Here is a 21,432-nt window from a genome sequence, read left to right as displayed (position 1 = left end):
GAGCTCTGCATAGTTATGCCTATCGCAGCTCGGGCGCGACCTGGCTCGATCGTCGTTCGTTACCCGTAAGGCCCGCCGCCTCCCCGGCCCTCCGTGCGAGGAGGCGGCGGCGCACCTACCACCCCCGAGGCTCTGAGGAGTTCCCGCTGTGAGCAGCAATACCGGTGATGTACGGCTCTGGGGCGGCCGTTTCGCAGACGGCCCGGCCGAGGCCCTGGCCAAGCTGTCCGCGTCCGTCCACTTCGACTGGCGCCTCGCCCCGTACGACATCGCCGGGTCCCGCGCCCATGCCCGCGTCCTGCACGGGGCGAACCTCCTCACCGCCGACGAGCTGACCCGGATGCTCGCGGGGCTCGACCGGCTCGAAGCCGATGTCGCGTCCGGCGAGTTCGTCGGCACGGTCGCCGACGAGGACGTGCACACCGCCCTGGAGCGGGGTCTGCTGGAACGCCTCGGCGGCGACCTCGGCGGCAAGCTGCGCGCCGGGCGGTCCCGCAACGACCAGGTCGCCACCCTCTTCCGGATGTACCTCCGGGACCACGCCCGGATCATCGGCGGCCTGATCGCCGGACTCCAGGACGCGCTGATCGGTCTCGCCGAGGCCCACCCGGACGTGGCGATGCCCGGCCGCACCCATCTCCAGCACGCCCAGCCCGTCCTCTTCGCCCATCACGTCCTGGCCCACGTGCAGTCCTTGTCCCGGGACGCGGAGCGGCTGCGCCAGTGGGACGCCCGTACGGCCGTGTCCCCCTACGGCTCGGGCGCCCTGGCGGGCTCCTCGCTCGGCCTCGACCCGGAGGCGGTCGCCGCCGACCTCGGCTTCGAGAACGGGTCCGTCGGCAACTCCATCGACGGCACGGCCTCCCGCGACTTCGTCGCGGAGTTCGCGTTCATCACCGCGATGATCGGCGTGAACCTCTCCCGGATCGCCGAGGAGATCATCATCTGGAACACGAAGGAGTTCTCCTTCGTCACCCTCCACGACGCCTTCTCGACCGGCTCCTCGATCATGCCGCAGAAGAAGAACCCGGACATCGCGGAACTTGCGCGCGGCAAGTCGGGGCGGCTCATCGGCAACCTGACCGGGCTGATGGCGACTCTGAAGGCCCTGCCGCTCGCCTACAACCGGGACCTCCAGGAGGACAAGGAGCCGGTCTTCGACTCCTGCGACACGCTCGAAGTCCTGCTGCCCGCCTTCACCGGCATGATGGCGACGCTCACCGTCAACCGCGAGCGGATGGAGGAGCTGGCCCCGGCGGGCTTCTCGCTCGCCACCGACATCGCGGAGTGGCTGGTCAAGCAGGGCGTGCCGTTCCGGGTGGCCCACGAGGTGGCGGGCGAGTGCGTGAAGGTGTGCGAGCGCGAGGGGATCGAACTGGACGAGCTGACGGACGATCAGTTCGCCGCCATCTCGGCGCACCTGACGCCGGAGGTGCGGACCGTCCTCAACGTCGCCGGCGCGCTGGCCTCCCGCGACGGCCGTGGCGGCACGGCGCCGTCGGCGGTGGCCGTCCAGCTGGCCGAACTGAAGGCGGACCTGGCGGAACAGTGGGCGTGGGCGGAGGCGAAGAAGGCGTAGGAGGCACCCGGGCGCGGGGGTGAGGGGCGTGCCGGGCCCCCGTCTCACCGGCCGTACGCCCGCCCCCGCCCCCGGGGTGTGCGCCCGCCCTCGCCTCCCTCGGGCCACACGCCTTCGTCCGTGAGACGTCTTCGTCTCACTCGGGCTATCCTCGTCTCATGACAGTCGACCGCGAGCGCGTCCTGCGCTCCGCCGCCGCCCTCCTCACCCGCAAGGCCACCTCCACCATGGACGAGGTCGCCAGAGCCGCGGGGATCGGGCGCGCCACCCTGCACCGCCACTTCGCCGGCCGTGACGCGCTCATCAAGGCCCTGGAGGAGTTCGGCCTCCGTGAACTGGACGCCGCCCTCGACGCCGCCGCCCTGGACGAGGGCCGCGCCGCCGACGCCCTGCGCCGCCTGGTCCGCGAGGTCGAGCCGGTCGCGGGACTCTTCGCGTTCCTCATCACGGAGAATCAGCTCTTCGAAGCGGGCCAGAACCCCGGCTGGGACCGGGTGGACGCCCGTCTGGCCGCCCTCTTCCGGCGCGGTCAGGAAAGCGGCGAGTTCCGCATCGACCTCAGCCCCGCCTGGCTGACGGACGCCCTGTACGGGCTCGTCAGCTCCGCTGCCTGGTCGGTCCATGACGGGCGGACCGCTGCCAAGGACTTCCAGCACATGATCGTCGAGTTGCTGCTCGGCGGTGCACGGCGGAGCGTGGAGAAATGACAAGCACAGAGCGGCGCCTGTCCGCGGATCAGCCGGATCCCCCGGGAGCGACCTCCCGCCCCGGCCGCTGGCTCGCGCTCGCCGTACTCGTCCTCGCGGTGCTCCTGGTGGCGGTCGACGCCACCGTGCTCGGTCTCGCGACCCCGTTCCTGAGCGAGGACCTCAAGCCGTCCGGAACGCAGCTCCTGTGGATCGGTGACGTCTACTCGTTCGTCATCGCCGGTCTGCTCGTCTCCATGGGCAGCCTCGGGGACCGCATCGGACGCAAGAAGCTGCTGCTCACCGGCGCGGTCGCGTTCGGCGCCGTGTCCGTGCTGAACGCGTACGCCACCAGCCCCGAGATGATGATCGTCGCCCGCGCCCTGCTGGGCGTCGCCGGCGCGACCCTGATGCCGTCCACGCTCGCCCTGATCCGCAACATCTTCCACGACGCCAAGGAACGCAGCCTCGCGGTCGGCATCTGGGGCGCCGCCGCCTCGGCCGGCGCGGCGGTCGGACCCGTCGTCGGCGGGTTCCTCCTGGAGAACTTCTGGTGGGGTTCGGTCTTCCTCATCAACCTGCCCGTGATGGCGGTTCTGGTCGTCGTCGGCATCAAGCTGCTGCCGGAGTCGAAGAACCCCCGCCCCGGCCCGTGGGACCTGCTCAGCGTGGCGCTCTCGCTCGTCGGCATGGTCGCCGTCGTGTACGCCGTCAAGGAAGCGGCGGTGCACGGCTTCCGCTGGGACATCGCCGCCGCGGCCGTCGTCGGTGTGGCCGCGCTGTACTGGTTCGTACGACGCCAGCGCACGCTGCCCTCGCCGCTGCTGGACATGCGGCTCTTCCAGCACCGTGGCTTCTCGGGGGCGGTGCTCGCCGACCTGCTGACCATCCTCGGCCTCGCCGGGCTGGTCTTCTTCCTCTCCCAGTTCCTCCAGCTGGTGCAGGGCCGCACGCCGCTGAACGCCGGACTCATCGAACTGCCGGCGGCGGTGGGCGCGGTCGGGGCCGGGCTGTCCGCCGGCTACCTCGCCCGGAAGGTGTCCGTACGGAGCGCGGTCTCCGTCGGCCTCCTCGCCGTCGGCCTCGCCCTGGCCGCCTGCACGCTGATGACCGCCGACACCGGTGAGGTGGCGCTCGGGCTCGCGCTCTTCCTCGGCGGACTCGGCGCGGGACTCGCCTTCACGGTCACCGCCGACGTCATCCTCTCCAGCGTCCCCAAAGAACAGGCCGGCGCCGCCTCCGCCGTCTCCGAGACCGCCTACGAACTCGGCGCGGCCCTCGGCATCGCCCTGCTCGGCTCCATCGTCACCGGCATCTACCGGGGCTTCCCGGTCCCGGCCGGGGTACCCGCCGATGTGTCCGCCGCCGCGCACGACTCACTCGGCGGAGCCGTCGAGTCGGCGACCGAACTCCCGCAGGAACAGGCGGCCGCCCTGCTCGCCTCCGCCCGCGACTCCTTCACCGACGGCTTCCAGACGGCCGCCCTGGTCGGCGCACTGGTGCTGTTCGCGACGGCGGTCGCGGCCTGGTTCATGCTCAAGGGCCAGAAGCTCGAAGAGGGCATCGAACACTGAGGGGCGCGGGTACGGGTGGGGCCCGCCGGATCTTTCCGGCGGGCCCCACCCGTACCCGCAGGAAGAACTCAGGCGGCCTTCGCCTTGGTCGCGTACATGTCCACGTACTCCTGCCCCGACAACTGCATGACCTCGGACATCACCGAGTCCGTCACCGCCCGCAGCACGTAGCGGTCGCGGTCCATGCCCTCGTACCGGGAGAACTCCATCGGCTCGCCGAAGCGCACCGTCACCTTGCCGGGACGCGGCAGGCCCGCGCCGCCCGGCTGGATCTTGTCGGTGCCGATCATCGCGAACGGGACCACGGGTGCGCCCGTCATCAGCGTCAGCCGCGCGATACCGGTACGGCCCCGGTACAGCCGACCGTCGGGGGAGCGGGTGCCCTCGGGGTAGATGGAGAACATCTTCCCCTCCTCCAGCACCCGGCGTCCCGTCATCAGGGCCGCGACGCCGCCGCGCCCGCCGTCCCGGTCGACCGGGATCATGCCGCAGCTGGTGAAGAACCAGGCCATCAGACGGCCCTTGAGGCCCTTGCCCGTGACGTACTCGTCCTTGCCGATGTAGTGCACCGGCCGGTCCAGGCAGATCGGCATGATCATGGAGTCGATGAAGGTGAGATGGTTGCCGGCGAGAATGACGGGCCCCGTTCCCGGGATGTTCTCGGCGCCCTCCACCTGTGGGCGGAACATCAGGCGCAGGATCGGTCCGAGCACTGCCTTGATGAGCGCGAGACGGGACAACGGTTCCTCCGAAGTCGTGTTTCTTCTGATGGCCATTCGAGGTTTACGAGGGTCGGTGCAGGTGAGGACGATACTCGCGGGTCGCCGCTGATCGCACATCGGGTTCACCGATTGGATACGCAGTGTTGACGTGTGTTTCCGGTGCGTACCGTCCAGAGGCTCCACTCTTTACGTCGTAGCCCTCCGCGGGCCTTCTCCCCACCTCAAGGAGTACTTCATGACGCACGGTGCGCAATTCGGTCCCGGTCGCAGGTCGTTGCTGGCAGCAGCGGTCCTCGGTGCGGGCGGTACCGCCCTGGGGCTGTCCGGTACGGCGTCCGCGGCCGAGCGCGGCAGGGGCGCGACCTCGTACAAGCGCCTGCCCGTGCCGACCGTGGTCGCCCACCGGGGCGCCAGCGGATACCGCCCCGAGCACACCCTCGGCGCCTACCAGCTCGCCCTCGACATGGGTGCGCACGTCATCGAGCAGGACGTCGTCCCGACCAAGGACGGCCACCTGGTCTGCCGCCACGAGAACGACATCACCGGCACCACGGACGTGGCGGCGCACCCCGAGTTCGCCTCCCGCAAGACCACCAAGAAGATCGACGGCGTCGAACTCACCGGCTGGTTCACCGAGGACTTCACCCTCGCCGAGCTGAGGACGCTGCGCACCAAGGAGCGCATACCCGCACTTCGCCAGCACAACACCGTCTACGACGGCCGCTGGCCGATACCCACCCTCGACGAGGTGCTCCGCTGGGCGGACAAGGAGGGCCGCAGGCGCGGCCGTCCGGTCTGGCTGCACATCGAGACCAAGCACCCCACCTACTTCCGCGGCCTCGGTCTGGGAACGGAGGAGCCACTGGCCGAGCTCCTGCGCAAGTACGGCCGTCACAAGCGGAACTCCCCGACGTTCCTCCAGTCCTTCGAGCCCAGCAGCATGCAGCGGCTCGCCCGGCTCGTGGAGGCGCCGCGCGTGGTTCTGCTGGACGGCCCGAAGACCCGCCCCTGGGACTTCGTGCAGACGGGCGACCCGCGCACCGTCGCCGACCTGATCAAGCCCGAGGGCCTGAAGTGGATCGCCGGATTCGCCCAGGGCATCGGCCCGTCCCTCAACGAGATCATCCCCAGGGACGCCGCCGGCAAGCTCGGCAGGCCCACCACCCTCGTCCGGGACGCACACGCCAAGGGTCTGGTCCTGCACCCGTACACGATGCGCAACGAGAACAACTTCCTGCCGGCCGACTTCCGCCGCGGCACCGACCCGGCCGCCCACGGCGACGCCTTCGGCGCCCTGAAGGCGTACTTCGCGACCGGCATCGACGGCATCTTCTCCGACCACCCCGACACCGCGCTGCTGGCGGCGGCCGACTTCACCTCGTAGCCCGCCCACGCGCCCGTACGGGTGAGACGCGGCCGCGACGGCAACCACAGCCGCCCCCGGCCGCGTCCCGCCCGGCATGGATCTACTGCTGCAAGAGGTGCAGGCCCTCACCCCGCTGCTGGCCGCCGAGGCCGCCGCGGAGGCGCCGGGGGCGGGGGTCGAGGCTGCCGACCTCGAACAGGCCGTCTGGGTCAGGCTGTTGGAACACCCGGACGGCGTGCCCGAGGAACCCGCCGGGTGGCTGCGCACGGCCGTACGGGCCGAAGCGCGGCTCGCCAGACGCCGGGCGCTGCACGAGCAGCCGTACACCGTCGAGCCGCCGGCCGCGTACGACGCGGGCCCCGAACCGGCCGTCCTGGCCGCCGAACGACGCCGCGTACTGCGGGCCGCCGTCCGCCGCCTGCCCGCACGCTGCCGTCCCCTGCTCGCCCTCCTCCTCTCGCCCTCCGACCCCACCTACCGGGAAATCGCAGGGAAGTTGGGAATGTCACAAGGGAGTTTGGGGCCCATGCGTTCCCGATGCCTGGGATGCCTGCGCAGAATGCTGGCGGCGGAGGTTGCGCCCCCCGAACGCAGGGGAATGGAGCCGTAGACCGGCCGGTGGAGCGGGCGAGCAGGAGGCAGCACATGGGCACGAGCGTGATCATCTCTGCGGTGGCGGACGAACGGGACGCCGAGCAGATCCTCAAACTCCAGTACCTCTGCTACCAGAGCGAGGCGGCGCTCTACGACGACTACGGCATGGAGCCGCTCACCCAGACCCTCGCGGAACTGACCGCCGAACTCGGCCGGGGCCGCGCCCTGGTGGCCCGCCTGGGCGACGAGGTGGTCGGGTCCGTACGGGCGACGGTCGACGAAGCCGGCACCGCGCGGATCGCGAAGCTCATCGTGCATCCGAGGATGCGGCGGCACGGGCTGGGCGGGCGGCTGCTGGCCGCCATCGAGGCCCAGTTGACGGCGGAACACTCCGCCAGGCGCTTCCGGCTCTTCACCGGTCACCGCAGCGAGACGAACCTGCGGCTGTACCGCAGCAGGGGCTACGAAACCGTCTCCCGCGAACCGTCGGGGCCGAACCCGAAGCTGACGGTGATCACGCTGGAGAAGGCCGCGGGGGCGGGGGAGTTCGCCGCGAGCGCGTAGGTGTGGGGGTGGGGGTGGTTGGGTGAGCGGGGGTGGCGGGGTGTACGGGCGGGGGTGCACCTCCGACGGAGGGCCGCCCCCTTGCCCGCCCGTTCCGCCCCCGGGTGCGGCCCCGCCACCCAGGACGGCTCACCGGGGGGCGGCTCCGTCGTCCAAGGGGGGCGCCCGGGGTGGCTAGCGGCGGTGGCGCAGCCAGAGGAGGCCGGTGAGGGGCAGGACGACCGGGATCAGCAGGTATCCGGCTCCGAACTTCGACCACACCGTCGCGTCGGGGAACGACCCCGGCGACACGAGCGTCCACGTTCCGACCACCAGCACCCCCACCAGCTCCACCGCGCAGCACCCCAGTGCCACCCGCCGGGCCGTCTCCCCGCCCCGCACCAGCGTGTACGTGATGAACGCGTAGACCACCGCCGCGACCGCCGACAGCGTGTACGCCAGCGGCGCCCGGCCGAACTCCGTCGCGATCTGGTACGCCGAGCGCGACACCGCGCCGACGGACATCACTCCGTACAGCCACACCAGCAGCAGCCCAGGACCCTTGACGAGCCGCTTGCGCTCGCCCGTGCCGGTACCGGAAACCACGTCAGCCACCCCAGATGTCGTTCAGCCGGACTTCCAGCACGGCCAGGACGACCGCCCCCGCCGCCACGGTGATCGAACCCCACTTGGTCCGCTCGGCCAGCGACATGAATCCCGCGGTCGGGACCGCCGCGACGGCCCCGACCAGGTACGACACGAAGATCACGTTGCCTTCGGCGGGCTGCTCGCCGCGTGCCAGCTGCACGATGCCGATCACCAGCTGGGCGAGTGCGAGGACCGTCACCACGGCCATGCCGATGAAGTGCCAGTCCTTGGTGGGCTGATCGCGGAAGGCGGCATAGCCGCACCACGCGGCGAGGGCGAGCGCGGCCACGGAGACCGCGACCGTCAGGGCGTCAAGCATGGAAGGGAGCGTACTGGGCGCTTCCGGACGCCGTCCGACGGCCCCCGGGCGGACGGCGTCGCGTGGCGTCCACCACACCGCCCGCGGGAATGGTGGCGGGGAAGCCGTACCGGAGCGGCTGTCCTGCGGGTTTCCATATCCGTCCGTGGACGTTTCGTGTCCGCTATTCGGACGCGCGAGGTCGCCCCGTACGCCCGTCTGGTTTACTCGTTCCCATGACCACGACGAGCAGCCGCACCCTTGCGACCGAGGCGATGATGACGCCCGGTGCTCGTTGTATGTGTCGAATGTGCGACTTCTGAGGGCCCCCGTCTGAGCTCGCGCCCCGAAGCGAGCCCCGGTCCGGCCGCGTGCGTACCGCAATCCCTGCCCGTACGCGACGCGCCGCCCACCCCGCGTGCACCCGGCTTCCCGCAGCACCCCGAGCCGAGCCGTGCCGCGCCCCGGACACCTGCCCCGTGCGCCCGGCGCAAGAGCCGCCGCGCACTCGACAACAGTGATGGAAACCCCTGTGATCACCACTACTGGCCTGACCAAGGTCTACCAGTCGCGCGGCCGTGAGGTCACCGCCCTCGACGGCGTCGACCTGCATGTCCGCGAGGGCGAGGTGTTCGGCGTCATCGGTCAGAGCGGCGCCGGCAAGTCCTCGCTCATCCGCTGCGTCAACCTCCTGGAGCGCCCCACCACCGGCACCGTGACCGTCGACGGCGTGGACCTCACCGCTCTCGCCGGCCGTGGCAACCGGGCCGGCCGGGAGCTGCGCGAGGCCCGCTCCCGCATCGGCATGGTCTTCCAGCATTTCAACCTGCTCTCCTCGCGCACCGTGCAGGGCAACATCGAACTGCCGCTGGAGATCCTCGGCGTCTCCGGCAGGGAGCGCAGCCGCAAGGCGCTGGAGCTGCTCGACCTGGTGGGTCTCGCCGACAAGGCGAAGTCGTACCCCGGCCAGCTCTCCGGCGGGCAGAAGCAGCGCGTCGGCATCGCCCGCGCCCTCGCCGGCGACCCCAAGGTGCTGCTCTCCGACGAGGCCACCAGCGCCCTCGACCCGGAGACCACCCGCTCCATCCTCCAGCTCCTGCGCGACCTCAACCGGCAGCTCGGCCTGACCGTCCTGCTCATCACGCACGAGATGGACGTCGTCAAGACGGTCTGCGACTCGGCCGCCCTGATGAGGCGCGGCCGGGTCGTGGAGACCGGAACCGTCGGCGAACTGCTCGCCACTCCCGGCTCCGAGCTCGCGGCCGAGCTGTTCCCGGTGACCGGCCAGGCGACCGGCCCCCGCCGCACGGTCGTCGACGTCACCTTCCACGGCGAGGCGGCGACCCGGCCGGTCATCTCCCAGCTCTCCCGCACGTACAACATCGACATATCGATCCTGGGTGCCGCCATGGACACCGTCGGCGGCAAGCAGATCGGCCGGATGCGCATCGAGCTGCCCGGCCAGTACGAGGAGAACGTCGTCCCCGTCGGATTCCTGCGCGAGCAGGGCCTGCAGGTCGACGTCGTCGACGACGAGGACGCTCCGCTCGACACCCAGGACCCGACGCCCGCCCTGGTCAAGGAGACTGCCAAGTGACCTGGTCAGAGATGCAGCCACTGCTGTCGCAGGGCATCATCGACACGCTTTACATGGTGCTGTGGTCGACCCTCGTCTCGGTGGCCGTCGGCCTGCCGCTCGGCGTGCTGCTCGTCCTCACCGACAAGGGCGGACTCCTCCGGAACGTCGCCGTCAACAAGGTCGTCGGCGTTGTCGTGAACATCGGCCGGTCGCTGCCGTTCATCGTGCTGCTGATCGCCCTGATCCCCTTCACGACGCTTGTGGTCGGCACCTTCATCGGGCCCAGCGCGATGATCGTTCCGCTCGCCATCGGCGCCATCCCCTTCTTCGCGCGCTTGGTCGAGACCGCCGTGCGCGAGGTCGACCACGGGCTCGTCGAGGCCGCGCAGGCGATGGGGGGCGGAGTGCCCACCGTGGTCTTCAAGGTGCTGCTGCCGCAGGCGCTGCCCTCGCTGATCTCGTCCGTCACCACCACGTTCATCGTGCTGATCGGCTACTCGGCGATGGCCGGAGCCGTCGGCGGCGGCGGTCTCGGCAGCGTTGCCATCAGCTACGGCTACCAGCGCTTCGAGACGCAGTTCATGCTCGCGACCGTCGTGATCCTGGTGCTGCTGGTCACGGTCGTCCAGCTGCTCGGCGACGCCGCCGTACGCCTCCTCGCCCGTCGCGGACGCACCTCCTAGAACTTTCTCCCCCGAGCCCGCACTCCTTGTCCGGGCGTACCACCCGCAAGATCAAGAAAGAGGCACTTTTCGTGCGCAAGAACATCAAGATCTCCGCCGCAGCCGCCGCCGTCACCGCGCTCGCCCTGGGCGCCACCGCCTGCGGCACCGCGTCCGACCCGGCCAAGAAGTCCGAGGGCGGAAAGGCTGACGAGTCCAGGGCGCTCGTCGTCGCCGCGTCCCCGACGCCGCACGCCGACATCCTCGACTACGTCAAGAAGAACCTTGCGGAGAAGGCCGGCCTCAAGCTGGAGGTGAAGGAGTTCACGGACTACGTCCTGCCGAACACCGCCACCCAGTCCGGCGAGGTCGACGCCAACTTCTTCCAGCACAAGCCCTACCTCGACGACTTCAACAAGAAGCAGAAGACGGACATCGTGCCGGTCGTCAACGTCGAGCTGGAACCGCTGGCCCTCTACTCCAAGAAGGTCAAGGACCTCAAGGACCTGAAGGCCGGCCAGACGGTCGCCGTGCCCAACGACACCACCAACGAGGGCCGCGCGCTCCACCTGCTCGCCGACAACGGCGTGATCGTCCTCAAGGACGGCGTCGGCACCGACGCCAAGCTCTCCGACATCAAGGACACCAAGGGCCTGGAGTTCAAGGAGCTGGAGGCGGCCACCCTGCCCCGCGCCCTGAACGACGTGGACGCCGCCGTCATCAACGGCAACTACGCCATCGAGGCCGACCTCAAGCCCGTTGAGGACTCCCTGGCCATCGAGAAGGCCGACGGCAACCCGTACGCCAACTTCCTCGCCGTCAAGAGGGGCAGCGAGAAGGACCCCCGCGTGGAGAAGCTCGCCGGGCTGCTCAACTCCGACGAGGTCAAGACCTTCATCGAGAAGCAGTACGCCGGCGCCGTTGTCCCGGCCTTCGGCCCGGTCGAGTAGTCCGAGCGCGCCCCTCGGGCGGACGATTCCGTACGACAGCCGGCGTGCGGCACCTACCGACGGCCCCGTACTCCCGTGCGGAGTACGGGGCTTCGGCCCCTCCGCACCCGTCACCCGCACCGCGGACCCGGTCATGCGCACCGCTCGCCGCATGCTGCATGCTGTGCGTTCACGCCCCTTCGGTATGGAGCAGCGCATGACTACCACCTTCCCGGACGTCTCGATCAGCACGGACCGGCTGGTGCTTCGCCCGTACGAGGAGGCGGACGTGCCCGCGCACATCGAGATGATGAACGACGAGGCCGTCACGGCCTGGACCAACGCCCCGCACCCCTATACCGAGCGTGACGCCGAACGCTGGGTGCGCCGCATCGCGCCCACCGAGCGCACCCAGGGCCGTGGCATCGTCCTCGCCGTCACCGAGTTCCTCACCCAGCGCCTCGTCGGCCTCGTCCATCTCTCCCGCACCGACTGGCACATCCGGGCCGCTGAGGTCTCGTACATCACCGCCCCCTGGGCCCGCGGCGAGGGATACGCCACCGAGGCCGTGCTCGCGGTCGCCCAGTGGCTCTTCCGCGACCAGCGCTTCGAGCGGATCGAACTGCGCACCCCGGCCGACAACACCGCCGCCCAGCAGGTCGCCCAGAAGATCGGCTGCATCAGCGAGGGCGTGCTGCGCAACGCCTGGATAGCGCGTACCCGCACGGAGAACGGCAGTCCCGACGGCTGGACGAACATCCGCACCGATCTCCTCGTGTGGAGCCTGCTCCCCGAGGACCTCGAAGGCGCCGGCGACGAGATGGCCGACGCGGGCGGCTACGCCTCCGCGTACAACGACTGGAACTGAGCCGCCACGCCCGGGGCGGGGGCAGTCCGCAGCAGGTACGCTCAGCCTGCCTCGACCGCGGTGATCACCTCACCGGGACTCGACCGCGGTGATCACCGCACCGGGAACAGCTGCGGCTCCCCGCACGCCCACCAGTGACACCTTCCGCTCGACCTCGACTGCCTCAGGAGACAGACCACGATGGCCGACCGCGTCACGGTGATCGGCTGGGACGGCTCCCCCCTCACGGCGGCCGGCAGGTCCGCCCTCCGGGCCGCGACCCTCGTCGCGGGAGCCGCACACCACCTCGCGCTCCCCGAGGTGCCGCCCCGGGCCGAACGCATCCGGCTCGGCAGCGTCGACCTGGCCGCCCGCCGGATCGCGGCCCACCGCGGCACGGCCGTCGTGCTGGCCGACGGCGACCCCGGCTTCTTCGGCGTCGTACGGGCCCTGCGCGCCCCGGACCACGGGCTCGAAGTGGAGGTCGTGCCCGCCGTGTCGGCCGTCGCCACCGCCTTCGCCCGCGCCGGCATGCCGTGGGACGACGCCCAGGTGGTCGTCGCCCACCGCCGCACCCTGCGCCGCGCCGTCAACGTCGTCCGCGCCCACACCAAGGTCGCCGTCCTCACCTCCCCGGGTGCGGGCCCCGCCGAACTCGCCCTGCTCCTGGACGGAGTGCACCGCACCTTCGTCATCTGCGAGGAACTCGGCACCGACCGCGAACGCATCACCGTCCTCACCTCCGACAAGGCCGCCGACCACGCCTGGCGCGACCCCAACGTCGTCATCGCCGTCGGGGGCACCCAGCCCCCCGCCCAGGGCGGCGGCTGGCTGGCCGGGCGCGAATCAGGCCACCCCCACGACCCGCGCGGGTGGGCGCTGACGCCGGGGGAGTACGGGGAGGACCTGGCGGAGGGCGAGGCGCCGGGCCTGCGCGCCGCACAGCTCGCCCGCCTGGGCCCCCGTACCGGCGACCTCGTGTGGGACATCGGTGCGGGCAGCGGTGCGCTCGCTGTGGAGGCGGCCCGGTTCGGGGCGGCGGTCATCGCCGTCGACGCGAGCGCGGACGCGTGCGTACGGAACGCCGCCGCCGCGCGCAGGTTCGGCGTGCAGCTCCAAGTGGTGCACGGCCGTGCACCGCACGTCCTGGAGGACCTGCCCGAGCCGGACGTCGTACGCATCGGGGGCGGCGGAGCGCCCGTCGTCCAGGCGTGCGTGGACCGGCGGCCCGAGCGGATCGTCACGCACGCCCAGAACCGCGACGACGCCGAGGAGATGGTCCGTACCCTCGCCGAGGGCGACTACGACGTCGAGTGCGCGCTCTTCCAGACCGTCGACCTGGACACGGCGGGGGACTGGGCGGAGCGGACCCGTTCGGTGGTCTTCCTGGTGACGGGCCGTCGGCGCGAGCGGGCGACCCGGGACGCCCGCCACTGAGCCGCGCGGTCCCCAACGGGCTCCCTCTACCGCATCTGCGCCGCCCGCGCGGCGCTTCGGGACCCTCGTACTCGATCCGGCGGGACCATGTCCCCTTCTTCGCGCGGATGTTCCATCGGTCGCTCCCCAGGGCGAACGCTGTCGGCGGCGCGAGGTAGGCTGACCGATCGTTGTACCGCAGACGGACGCTCGGCAAAACGGTCGCCGATGTCCCGGAAAGTGGCCTTCTTCGGGGTCGTGGGCGGTGCGGCGGACCCGGGACGTGCGCGACGTGGCGCAGCCCACAGAGGGTCGTGGCTGTTCTTCCTGCCCCGGCCCCCGAGGGCCGCGACAATGCTTGATGTCCGCGGAACCTTTCGTGCCGCGCGACACCCCCGCTCGTTCAACCACTGACGGGCGCGGGCGTGTCGAGCGGTCGTCCCGGGCGACGGGGTCCTGCCGGCGAGAGGCGGCGGGGCCGAAGAAGCGCTGGCGCTACAGATGGGCGAGGGGTACGCATGACTGACACCGGCCAGGTCCCGGGCGAGGGACTGCCGGAGAACGCAGGCATGGTGGAGCAGCCGGGCGTCCCCGCCCCAGGCACCTACACCTTCCTCGACCCCTCCGACCCTTCGGGGCACAGCACCGACCCCTCCATGGAGGACGACGACCTCCTCCTCATGCCCGCCTCGCAGGGCGCGTGGAGCGACCCCCAGGTCGTCCCCGCCCCCGCGCCGTACGTCGCCGAGGCGGTCCGCCCCGCGGAGACCGGTGCGCACGAGGCCGGTGGCAGGGACTCCGGTTCCGTCGACCTGTCGGGCGTACGCATGCCCGCGCCGTCCGCGCAGCCCCTCGCGCCCTCCGGAGCCCCGACGCCGCCGCCGTCCCGTAGGCCGCTGCACATGGGCCCGCCCGTCCCGGACGCCTCGGGCGGAGTCGTACGGTCGCTGGCGGACCGCGGTCCGGCGGCGCAGGGCCGCCCGGCGGGAAGCCAGAGCACGACGCAGACGCCTCCTCCCGCGCCCGCTGCCGTCCCCGGTCCGTACCCGACGCCGACGCGTCATGCGGGGCCGCCGACGGTGGGCCTCGAATACCTCGACATCCCGGCCGAAGAGGCCGCGCTGCTGCCCGGACCGCAGCTGGGCGAAATCCCGTCGCAGGGCCCTTCGCCCTGGGCGCACCACCCCCGGACCGCCCCGGTGCAACCGGCGGCGCCGGCGGCTCCGCCCGTAGAGCCGACCGGGTCCGGGCAGGTGCACGAGCCGCAGCCGACCGCCCCGCAGACCGGTGTCCAGACCGCCGCGGGCGTCCAGCAGATGCAGGTAGCGCCGGTTCCGGCGCAGGCCCAGCCGCAGGACCGGTCGCAGGGCGGCGCGGAGGGCGCGGTCGCGCAGGCGACCTCCGACCAGGCCGCCCCCGCGCAGGCGGAGACGCACCTGCAGAACGGGATGCAGCCCGGTGCCGTGCCGCCGCAGGCCCAGCCGCCTCAGAACTCGCAGGGCTCCCCGGCCCCACAGGACGCGCAGAGCCCTCAGGGTGCCGCAGCAGAAACGGTCGTTCCGGAGGTAGGCATTCCGGATCAGGGTGTTCCGGGGCAGGTTGCGCCGGAATACGCCGCTCCGGATGCGGGCGCGTCGGCAGCGCTCCCGGCTGAGGCCGTGCCGGATACGGGAACGGCCGAGGTGCCGGAAGCTGCCCACCAGGCGGTTGCTCACCACGCGGTTGCCCACCAGGCGCCGACGGCCCCGGTGGGCACGGCTCCGAAGGCTCACAGCTCGGAGGAGGCCGCTTCGGACGCTCACGCTCCGGTAGCCGAGATTCCGGAAGCCGTCGCAGCAGGAGCGCCCGCGTCGGCAGCCCCGGCAGTGGAATCCCCGCTGGCAGGGGCTGCTGCGCCAACGGTGGTCCCGGCCGGTGCGGACACGGAGGCTGTCGCCACCGAGGGCGCTGCTCAGCAGGACGCGGCCCCGGAGGCCGTGGTGACGGAGGCCGTGGTTGCGGAGGCCGTGGTGACGGACTCTGCGGGGCCGGAGGCCGCAGCGACGGAAGCCGAGACGCCGCACGCCCAGGCCCCTGGCGACGTGACTGCCGAAGCGGAGACTCCCGGTGCCGGACGTTCGGAAGCCGGGGCCCCCGTGACCGTGGCTCCGGAGTCCGAGGGTCCGGTTGTCGCCTCGGGAGGAGTCACCGAGCAGGGCGAGGTGGCGGCACACGCCGCGCCGGAGGCCGCAGTCCCGGCAGAGGCCGGCGCGGAGGCGGCAGTCCCGGCAGAGGCCGGCGCAGAGGCGGCAGTCCCGGCAGAGCCTGTCGCGGACGCCGCTGTTCCGGCGGACATCGCTCCGCAGGGCGTCACGCCCGCGGGCGGCGTCCCGCAGGCGACTGTTCCGGCGGGTGGCGCGCCCGGCATCGCCTCTCCCGGGCATCACGCCCCGGGAGGCGCTGCCGCGACCGCTCCCGTTCCCGAAAGCTCTCCCGAGTCCGCTCCGGGGAGCGCGGCCCCGAGCGCCGCCCCCTGGGCGGGTGCTCCCGCCACTCAGCCCGCCACTCAGCCCGGTCCCGCGCACGTCACCCCGCCCGTGCCGGTACCGGACCCGGCGGCGGCGCCGCTCCAGGGGCAGTCCGTCATGGTGGAGAGGACGGTTCCGGACGGTCCGGTACCGGCGCCGACGGCCGCCGCACCCGCGGTCGAGTCGGCGGCCGCCCCGGCCGAGGCCGTACCCGTACAGCAGGCGGTTCCCGAGCAGGCCGCCGTGTCGGCCAGTGCCGCCGGTGAGGTGCCGGTGGACGACGCTCCTACGGCCGCCGTGCCCGCCTCGCAGCCCCTCGTCACTGTCGAACAGCCGGAACCGGTACAGAACGTGCAGCCCACCCCCCTTCCCGCCGTTGCTCCCGCCACCGGGACGATCGAGCCCGCCGACGTACGGCAGGAGGCGGCGCAGCCCGCTGCTGTCGCGGCCGCGGCTGCCCCGGCCGAGCCGGCAGCCGCTCCGGCCGAACCCGTGGCCACCCCCGCGGAGGCCGAGGGAGCCCACGCCGGGCAGTCCGGCGGCGTACCCCTGGAGCAGTCCGTGCCGGTGCCCGCACCGCGCGACGGGGGCCCGGCCGCACAGCAGGCGCCGTCCCACCCGGAGTCCGAGACCGCCGAGGTCATCGAGACGCCCGCGGAGCCGGAAGCCGCCTCGGACGCCCCCGCGCCCGAGGAGTCCGCCCCGACGGCGGCCGACGGGCCGGCGACCCCCGCGGCAGCCGGGAGGGCGCAGCACACAGGCCCCGCGGCCCCCGGCTACGACGACGCCGAGCGCGAAGCGGTCCTCCGCGTCATGCGTGAACGCCGCGACATCCGCAACGGCTTCCGCAGCGACCCCATCCCGCACGAGGTCCTGCTCCGCGTCCTGGAGGCCGCCCACCACGCCCCGAGCGTCGGCCACTCCCAGCCGTGGGACTTCGTCGTCATCCGCTCGGCCGAGACCCGTCGCGCGATGCACGAACTCGCCGTCCGCCAGCGCGAGGCATACGCCAAGTCGCTGCCCAAGGCCCGCGCGAAGCAGTTCAAGGAACTGAAGATCGAGGCCATCCTCGACACCCCCGTCAACATCGTCGTCACCGCCGACCCGACGCGCGGCGGCCGTCACACCCTCGGCCGCCACACCCAGCCGCAGATGGCGCCGTACTCCTCGGCGCTCGCCGTCGAGAACCTGTGGCTCGCCGCCCGCGCCGAGGGCCTGGGCGTCGGCTGGGTCAGCTTCTTCGACGAGCGCGAGATGGTACGGGCCCTCGGTCTTCCCGAGCACCTCGAAGTCGTCGCGTACCTGTGCGTGGGATACGTCGACGAGTTCCCCGAGGAGCCCGAACTCCTCCAGGCGGGCTGGTCCAAGCGCCGCCCGCTGTCCTGGGTCGTCCACGAGGAGACGTACGGCCGACGCGCCCTGCCCGGCGAGGAGCCGCACGACCTCCTCCAGGAGACGGTCCGGAACATCCGTCCGCTGGACGCCAAGGCGCTCGGCGAGGCGTGGGAGCGCCAGAAGCGGATGACCAAGCCGGCCGGCGCCCTCGGCATGCTGGAGATCATCTCCGCGCAGCTCAGCGGGCTCTCGCGGGCCTGTCCGCCGCCGATCCCGGAGCCCGCGGCCGTCGCGATCTTCGCGGGCGACCACGGCGTCCACGCCCAGGGGGTCACCGCCTGGCCGCAGGAAGTGACCTCTCAGATGGTCGCCAACTTCCTCGGCGGGGGAGCGGTCTGCAACGCGTTCGCCAACCAGGTGGGCGCCGAGGTCTGCGTGATCGACGTCGGCGTCGCGGGCGAACTCCCGGCCACCCCGGGCCTGTTGCCCCGCAAGGTGCGGCCGGGCACGGCCGACTTCACGACCGGCCCCGCGCTCTCCCGGGAAGAGGTCCTGGCCGCGATCGAGGTGGGCATCGAGACCGCCCGCGATCTCGTCGCCGCCGGCAACAAGGCTCTTCTCACGGGCGAGATGGGTATCGCCAACACCACCGTGTCGGCCGCTCTGATCTGCGTGTACACCGGCCAGGACCCGGCCGAGGTCACCGGCCGCGGCACCGGCATCAACGACGAGATGCACGCCCGCAAGGTCGACGTGGTCCGCCGCGCCCTGGACCTCCACAAGCCGGACCCGGCCGACCCCATCGGGGTGCTCTCCGCGGTCGGCGGCCTGGAGCACGCGGCGCTGGTCGGCTTCCTGCTCGGCGGGGCGTCCCTGCGTACGCCGGTGATTCTGGACGGGGTCAGCGCCGGTGCCGCCGCGCTGGTCGCCCGTGCGGTCGCCCCGGAATCCCTCGCGGCCTGCATCGCGGGCCACCGCAGCGCGGAACCGGGCCACGTGGCCGCCCTCAACAAGCTGGGCCTGCGTCCGCTGGTCGACCTGGACCTCCGCCTCGGCGAGGGCACGGGCGCACTGCTCGCCCTGCCGGTGGTGCAGAGCGCGGCACGGGCGATGCACGAGGTGGCGACGTTCGACTCGGCAGGCGTCACCGAGAAGTAAGGCGGAGCGGCCCGCGAGGGAGAAAGCGGAACCTCCCCGCGGCCACCCTGCCCGTAGCCTTCTCGCCCCCCGGCGTCAGCACCCTTGGGCGGCGGACCGGCCCCCCGGGGGGCGAGCGCGGGGTTCCCCTGCACGAGCGAAGCCGAGTGCTCGGGGGAGGGGCGGGCAAGGGGGCGGCCCCCACGCGGAGCGTCCTTGTCCTCCGGCCGTACGCCCCGCCCCGGTCCCGCTCCCGTCCCCCGCCGCACGCCCCTGCCGCGTCCCGCCTCCGCGCCCCCGCCGAACGAAGCCCAGCCCCCCGCACCCCGCCCCGCTCCCTCCCGGCGCCCCCGAGCCGGGGACCCCGAGCGCCCCCCTTGCCACGCCCCGTAAGGTAGCCCCCAGGGCTGAAACACCGCCCCACCAGCGCCGCTCCACCGCCGAAGCGGCCGGCCCCGGCACCCGGCCCGCCCGGTTCGAGACCCTCGGTCCCGAAAACCGGGCCAGGTCCCGCCCGCCCCGGTACGTACATCCCGTAACCGAGGCGGACCCAGGGCCACCCCCGGACAGACGACCCAGCTCGCCCCTCCCGAGGAGCCGCACCCCATGACCGCGCACGCCGCAGGCGACCCGCAAGCCACCGGGACCCCCCCTCCCGCCACCGGGGCCCCCGCACCCGCCGCCCCCGCCACCGGCGGCCCGGACACCCCCGCCTACCCCGTCGGGCTCCGCCTCTCCGGCCGCCGCACCGTGGTCGTCGGCGGCGGCCAGGTCGCCCAGCGCCGCCTCCCCGCCCTCGTCGCGGCCGGCGCGCGCGTCACCCTGATCTCGCCCTCCGCGACGCCCTCCGTGGAGGCCATGGCCGAAGCGGGCGAGATCACCTGGCACCGGCGCCGCTACCAGGACGGCGACCTCGCCGACACCTGGTACGCCCTGATCGCCTCCAGCGACCTCGCCGCCAACGAGGCCGCCTCCGCCGAGGCCGAACGCACCCGCACCTGGTGCGTCCGCTCCGACGACGCCGAGGCCGCCACCGCGTGGACCCCCGCCACCGGCCGCTCCGACGGCGTCACCGTCGCGATTCTGACCGGCCACGACCCCCGTCGCAGCGCCGCCGTCCGTGACGCCGTCGTCGAGGGTCTGCGCGACGGCAGCCTCGCCGCCCCGCGCCACCGTGCGGCAGGCGACGGCACCCCCCGGGTCTCGCTCGTCGGCGGAGGGCCCGGCGATCCCGACCTGATCACCGTCCGCGGCCGCCGTCTCCTCGCCGAGGCCGACGTCGTCATCGCCGACCGCCTCGGCCCGCGCGACCTCCTGGACGAACTCCCGCCGCACGTCGAGGTGATCGACGCCGCGAAGATCCCGTACGGCCGCTTCATGGCCCAGGAGGCCATCAACCAGGCCCTGATCGACCACGCCAAGCAGGGCAAGGCCGTCGTCCGCCTCAAGGGCGGCGACCCGTTCGTCTTCGGCCGCGGCATGGAGGAGGCCCAGGCGCTGGCCGCCGAGGGAATCCCCTGCACGATCGTGCCCGGCATCTCCAGCACCATCAGCGTCCCCGGCGCGGCCGGTATCCCGGTCACGCACCGCGGCGTGGCCCACGAGTTCACGGTGGTGAGCGGCCACGTCGCGCCCGACGACCCGCGTTCCCTCGTCGACTGGGAAGCCCTTGCCAGGCTCCGCGGCACGCTGGTCCTGCTGATGGCCGTCGAGCGGATAGCCCCGATCGCCGAGGCCCTCGTCGCGCACGGGCGCTCTCCCGAGACCCCGGTCGCCATCATCCAGGAGGGCACGATGGCCACCCAGCGCCGCGTCGACGCCACCCTCGCCACGGTCGGCGCGACGGCGAAGGCGGAGAACGTACGACCGCCCGCGGTCATCGTCATCGGCGACGTGGTCGCCGTGAACGCCGGACCGGTCGTCCCCAGCACCGAGCAACCCACCGCGTAACCCGGGGTAACCCGCCCCCGTACTCCCGTTGGCACCGCACCCACGACAAGGCAGTATCACCCTGTGGCCGAACTCATCACGATCGACGACCCCGACGACCCGCGGCTGCGCGACTACACGGGCCTGACCGACGTCGAGCTCAGGCGCCGCCGCGAGCCCGCCGAGGGCCTGTTCATCGCGGAGGGCGAGAAGGTCATCCGGCGCGCCCGGCAGGCCGGCTACGACATGCGGTCGATGCTGCTCTCCGCGAAGTGGGTGGACGCCATGCGTGACGTCATCGACGAGGTCCCGGCCCCGGTGTACGCCGTGAGCCCGGACCTCGCCGAGCGGGTCACCGGCTACCACGTGCACCGCGGCGCCCTCGCCTCCATGCAGCGCAAGCCGTTGCCGGAGGCGGCCGAACTCCTCACCACCGCCCGCCGGGTGGTCGTCATGGAAGCCGTCAACGACCACACGAACATCGGGGCGATCTTCCGCAGCGCGGCCGCCCTCGGCATGGACGCCGTCCTGCTCTCCCCGGACTGCGCCGACCCGCTGTACCGCCGCTCGGTCAAGGTCTCCATGGGCGCGGTCTTCTCCGTACCGTACGCACGCCTCGCCGCCTGGCCCACGGACCTCGCAACGGTTCGCGAAGCCGGGTTCAAGGTCCTCGCCCTCACCCCGGCCGGCCGGGCCCGCTCCATCGACGAGGTGGCCCCGCACGCGATGGAGCGGGTGGCGCTGATGCTCGGCGCGGAGGGCGACGGCCTGTCCGCCCGGGCGCTCAGGGCCGCCGACGAATGGGTCCGCATCCCCATGGCCCACGGCGTCGACTCGCTCAACGTGGGCGCGGCGGCCGCCGTCTCCTTCTACGCGGTGACCACGGGCCGCCCCCGGGTCTGACCCGGGGGCTCACCGGCCGCCACGCCCGCCCGCGTCCCTCGGACCGGCCCCCATGCCGCCCCGCACGCTCCTGCCCGACGGGCACGCCCGCACACCCAGGACCGACCCGCCCGCCCGCACCCCCCGTTCGCACGTACGAGGGCGCGCGGGCACCTGAGCGAGTGAGGTGCCCGCGCGC

General features: G+C 72.7%; 17 protein-coding genes. 14 read left to right on the top strand and 3 right to left on the bottom strand.

Features of this window, described 5'->3' with window-relative positions; translation table 11 throughout:
- Nucleotides 1-148 precede the first annotated feature (148 nt).
- The 3 genes from argH (at nucleotide 149) to HNQ79_RS13935 (ending at nucleotide 3,839) form a co-directional block, all read left to right on the top strand.
- Nucleotides 149-1,579, top strand: a complete 1,431-nt coding sequence (gene argH / locus HNQ79_RS13945) for an argininosuccinate lyase (protein ID WP_185030721.1) — start codon at nucleotides 149-151, stop codon at nucleotides 1,577-1,579.
- Nucleotides 1,580-1,737: 158 nt separating this feature from the next.
- On the top strand, nucleotides 1,738-2,286 hold the full coding sequence (locus HNQ79_RS13940; RefSeq protein ID WP_185030719.1) for a TetR/AcrR family transcriptional regulator: 549 nt from the start codon (nucleotides 1,738-1,740) through the stop codon (nucleotides 2,284-2,286).
- Nucleotides 2,283-3,839 (top strand): MFS transporter, encoded by a 1,557-nt coding sequence (locus HNQ79_RS13935; RefSeq protein ID WP_185030717.1) that lies wholly within the window; start codon nucleotides 2,283-2,285, stop codon nucleotides 3,837-3,839. The genes HNQ79_RS13940 and HNQ79_RS13935 overlap by 4 nt, the downstream gene beginning before the upstream one ends.
- A gap of 68 nt (nucleotides 3,840-3,907) precedes the next feature.
- Here HNQ79_RS13935 and HNQ79_RS13930 read toward each other — a convergent pair whose 3' ends face one another.
- Complete coding sequence (locus HNQ79_RS13930) at nucleotides 3,908-4,579, bottom strand: lysophospholipid acyltransferase family protein (RefSeq protein WP_185030715.1); 672 nt, start codon at nucleotides 4,577-4,579, stop codon at nucleotides 3,908-3,910.
- 217 nt (nucleotides 4,580-4,796) lie between these two features.
- Here HNQ79_RS13930 and HNQ79_RS13925 point away from each other — a divergent pair, with 217 nt between their 5' ends.
- From HNQ79_RS13925 to HNQ79_RS13915, 3 genes are all read left to right on the top strand, one after another.
- The gene (locus HNQ79_RS13925; protein ID WP_185030713.1) at nucleotides 4,797-5,945 is read left to right on the top strand and encodes a glycerophosphodiester phosphodiesterase; all 1,149 of its coding nucleotides are present in this window, start codon (nucleotides 4,797-4,799) and stop codon (nucleotides 5,943-5,945) included.
- Between the two features lie 76 nt (nucleotides 5,946-6,021).
- Nucleotides 6,022-6,537 carry a sigma-70 family RNA polymerase sigma factor gene (locus HNQ79_RS13920; protein ID WP_185030711.1) on the top strand — a complete coding sequence of 172 codons (516 nt, stop codon included), beginning with the start codon at nucleotides 6,022-6,024 and terminating at the stop codon, nucleotides 6,535-6,537.
- Nucleotides 6,538-6,572: 35 nt separating this feature from the next.
- Nucleotides 6,573-7,085, top strand: coding sequence for a GNAT family N-acetyltransferase (locus HNQ79_RS13915; RefSeq protein ID WP_185030709.1), 513 nt, complete (start codon nucleotides 6,573-6,575; stop codon nucleotides 7,083-7,085).
- A gap of 174 nt (nucleotides 7,086-7,259) precedes the next feature.
- Here HNQ79_RS13915 and HNQ79_RS13910 read toward each other — a convergent pair whose 3' ends face one another.
- Entirely contained in the window at nucleotides 7,260-7,589 is a 330-nt protein-coding gene (locus HNQ79_RS13910) for a hypothetical protein (protein WP_308437351.1), read from the bottom strand.
- Nucleotides 7,590-7,671: 82 nt separating this feature from the next.
- Nucleotides 7,672-8,031: a hypothetical protein gene (locus HNQ79_RS13905; RefSeq protein WP_185030707.1), complete on the bottom strand. Its 360-nt coding sequence runs from the start codon at nucleotides 8,029-8,031 to the stop codon at nucleotides 7,672-7,674.
- A gap of 511 nt (nucleotides 8,032-8,542) precedes the next feature.
- On the opposite strand from HNQ79_RS13905, the gene HNQ79_RS13900 reads away from it, so the two are divergent.
- The 8 genes from HNQ79_RS13900 (at nucleotide 8,543) to HNQ79_RS13865 (ending at nucleotide 21,254) form a co-directional block, all read left to right on the top strand.
- Nucleotides 8,543-9,607 (top strand): methionine ABC transporter ATP-binding protein, encoded by a 1,065-nt coding sequence (locus tag HNQ79_RS13900; protein ID WP_229923570.1) that lies wholly within the window; start codon nucleotides 8,543-8,545, stop codon nucleotides 9,605-9,607.
- On the top strand, nucleotides 9,604-10,272 hold the full coding sequence (locus HNQ79_RS13895) for a methionine ABC transporter permease (RefSeq protein WP_185030703.1): 669 nt from the start codon (nucleotides 9,604-9,606) through the stop codon (nucleotides 10,270-10,272). Before HNQ79_RS13900 ends, HNQ79_RS13895 begins: the two co-directional genes overlap by 4 nt.
- Nucleotides 10,273-10,343: 71 nt before the next feature.
- Nucleotides 10,344-11,201, top strand: a complete 858-nt coding sequence (locus HNQ79_RS13890) for a MetQ/NlpA family ABC transporter substrate-binding protein (RefSeq protein WP_185030701.1) — start codon at nucleotides 10,344-10,346, stop codon at nucleotides 11,199-11,201.
- A 196-nt stretch (nucleotides 11,202-11,397) separates the two neighbouring features.
- Nucleotides 11,398-12,048 (top strand): GNAT family N-acetyltransferase, encoded by a 651-nt coding sequence (locus HNQ79_RS13885; protein ID WP_229923569.1) that lies wholly within the window; start codon nucleotides 11,398-11,400, stop codon nucleotides 12,046-12,048.
- A gap of 180 nt (nucleotides 12,049-12,228) precedes the next feature.
- Nucleotides 12,229-13,464, top strand: a complete 1,236-nt coding sequence (gene cbiE / locus HNQ79_RS13880; protein ID WP_185030699.1) for a precorrin-6y C5,15-methyltransferase (decarboxylating) subunit CbiE — start codon at nucleotides 12,229-12,231, stop codon at nucleotides 13,462-13,464.
- Between the two features lie 497 nt (nucleotides 13,465-13,961).
- Nucleotides 13,962-18,443, top strand: coding sequence for a nicotinate-nucleotide--dimethylbenzimidazole phosphoribosyltransferase (gene cobT, locus HNQ79_RS13875; RefSeq protein WP_185030697.1), 4,482 nt, complete (start codon nucleotides 13,962-13,964; stop codon nucleotides 18,441-18,443).
- A gap of 585 nt (nucleotides 18,444-19,028) precedes the next feature.
- Nucleotides 19,029-20,372: a uroporphyrinogen-III C-methyltransferase gene (cobA, locus tag HNQ79_RS13870; RefSeq protein ID WP_185030694.1), complete on the top strand. Its 1,344-nt coding sequence runs from the start codon at nucleotides 19,029-19,031 to the stop codon at nucleotides 20,370-20,372.
- Nucleotides 20,373-20,435: 63 nt separating this feature from the next.
- Complete coding sequence (locus HNQ79_RS13865) at nucleotides 20,436-21,254, top strand: TrmH family RNA methyltransferase (RefSeq protein ID WP_185030692.1); 819 nt, start codon at nucleotides 20,436-20,438, stop codon at nucleotides 21,252-21,254.
- The last annotated feature ends 178 nt before the right edge of the window (nucleotides 21,255-21,432 follow it).

Origin of the sequence: Streptomyces candidus (assembly GCF_014207445.1) — a bacterium.
Classification (GTDB): domain Bacteria; phylum Actinomycetota; class Actinomycetes; order Streptomycetales; family Streptomycetaceae; genus Streptomyces; species Streptomyces candidus.
The sequence above is the reverse complement of the archived record's forward strand: the minus strand, read 5'-3'. Positions and strand labels throughout refer to the sequence as shown.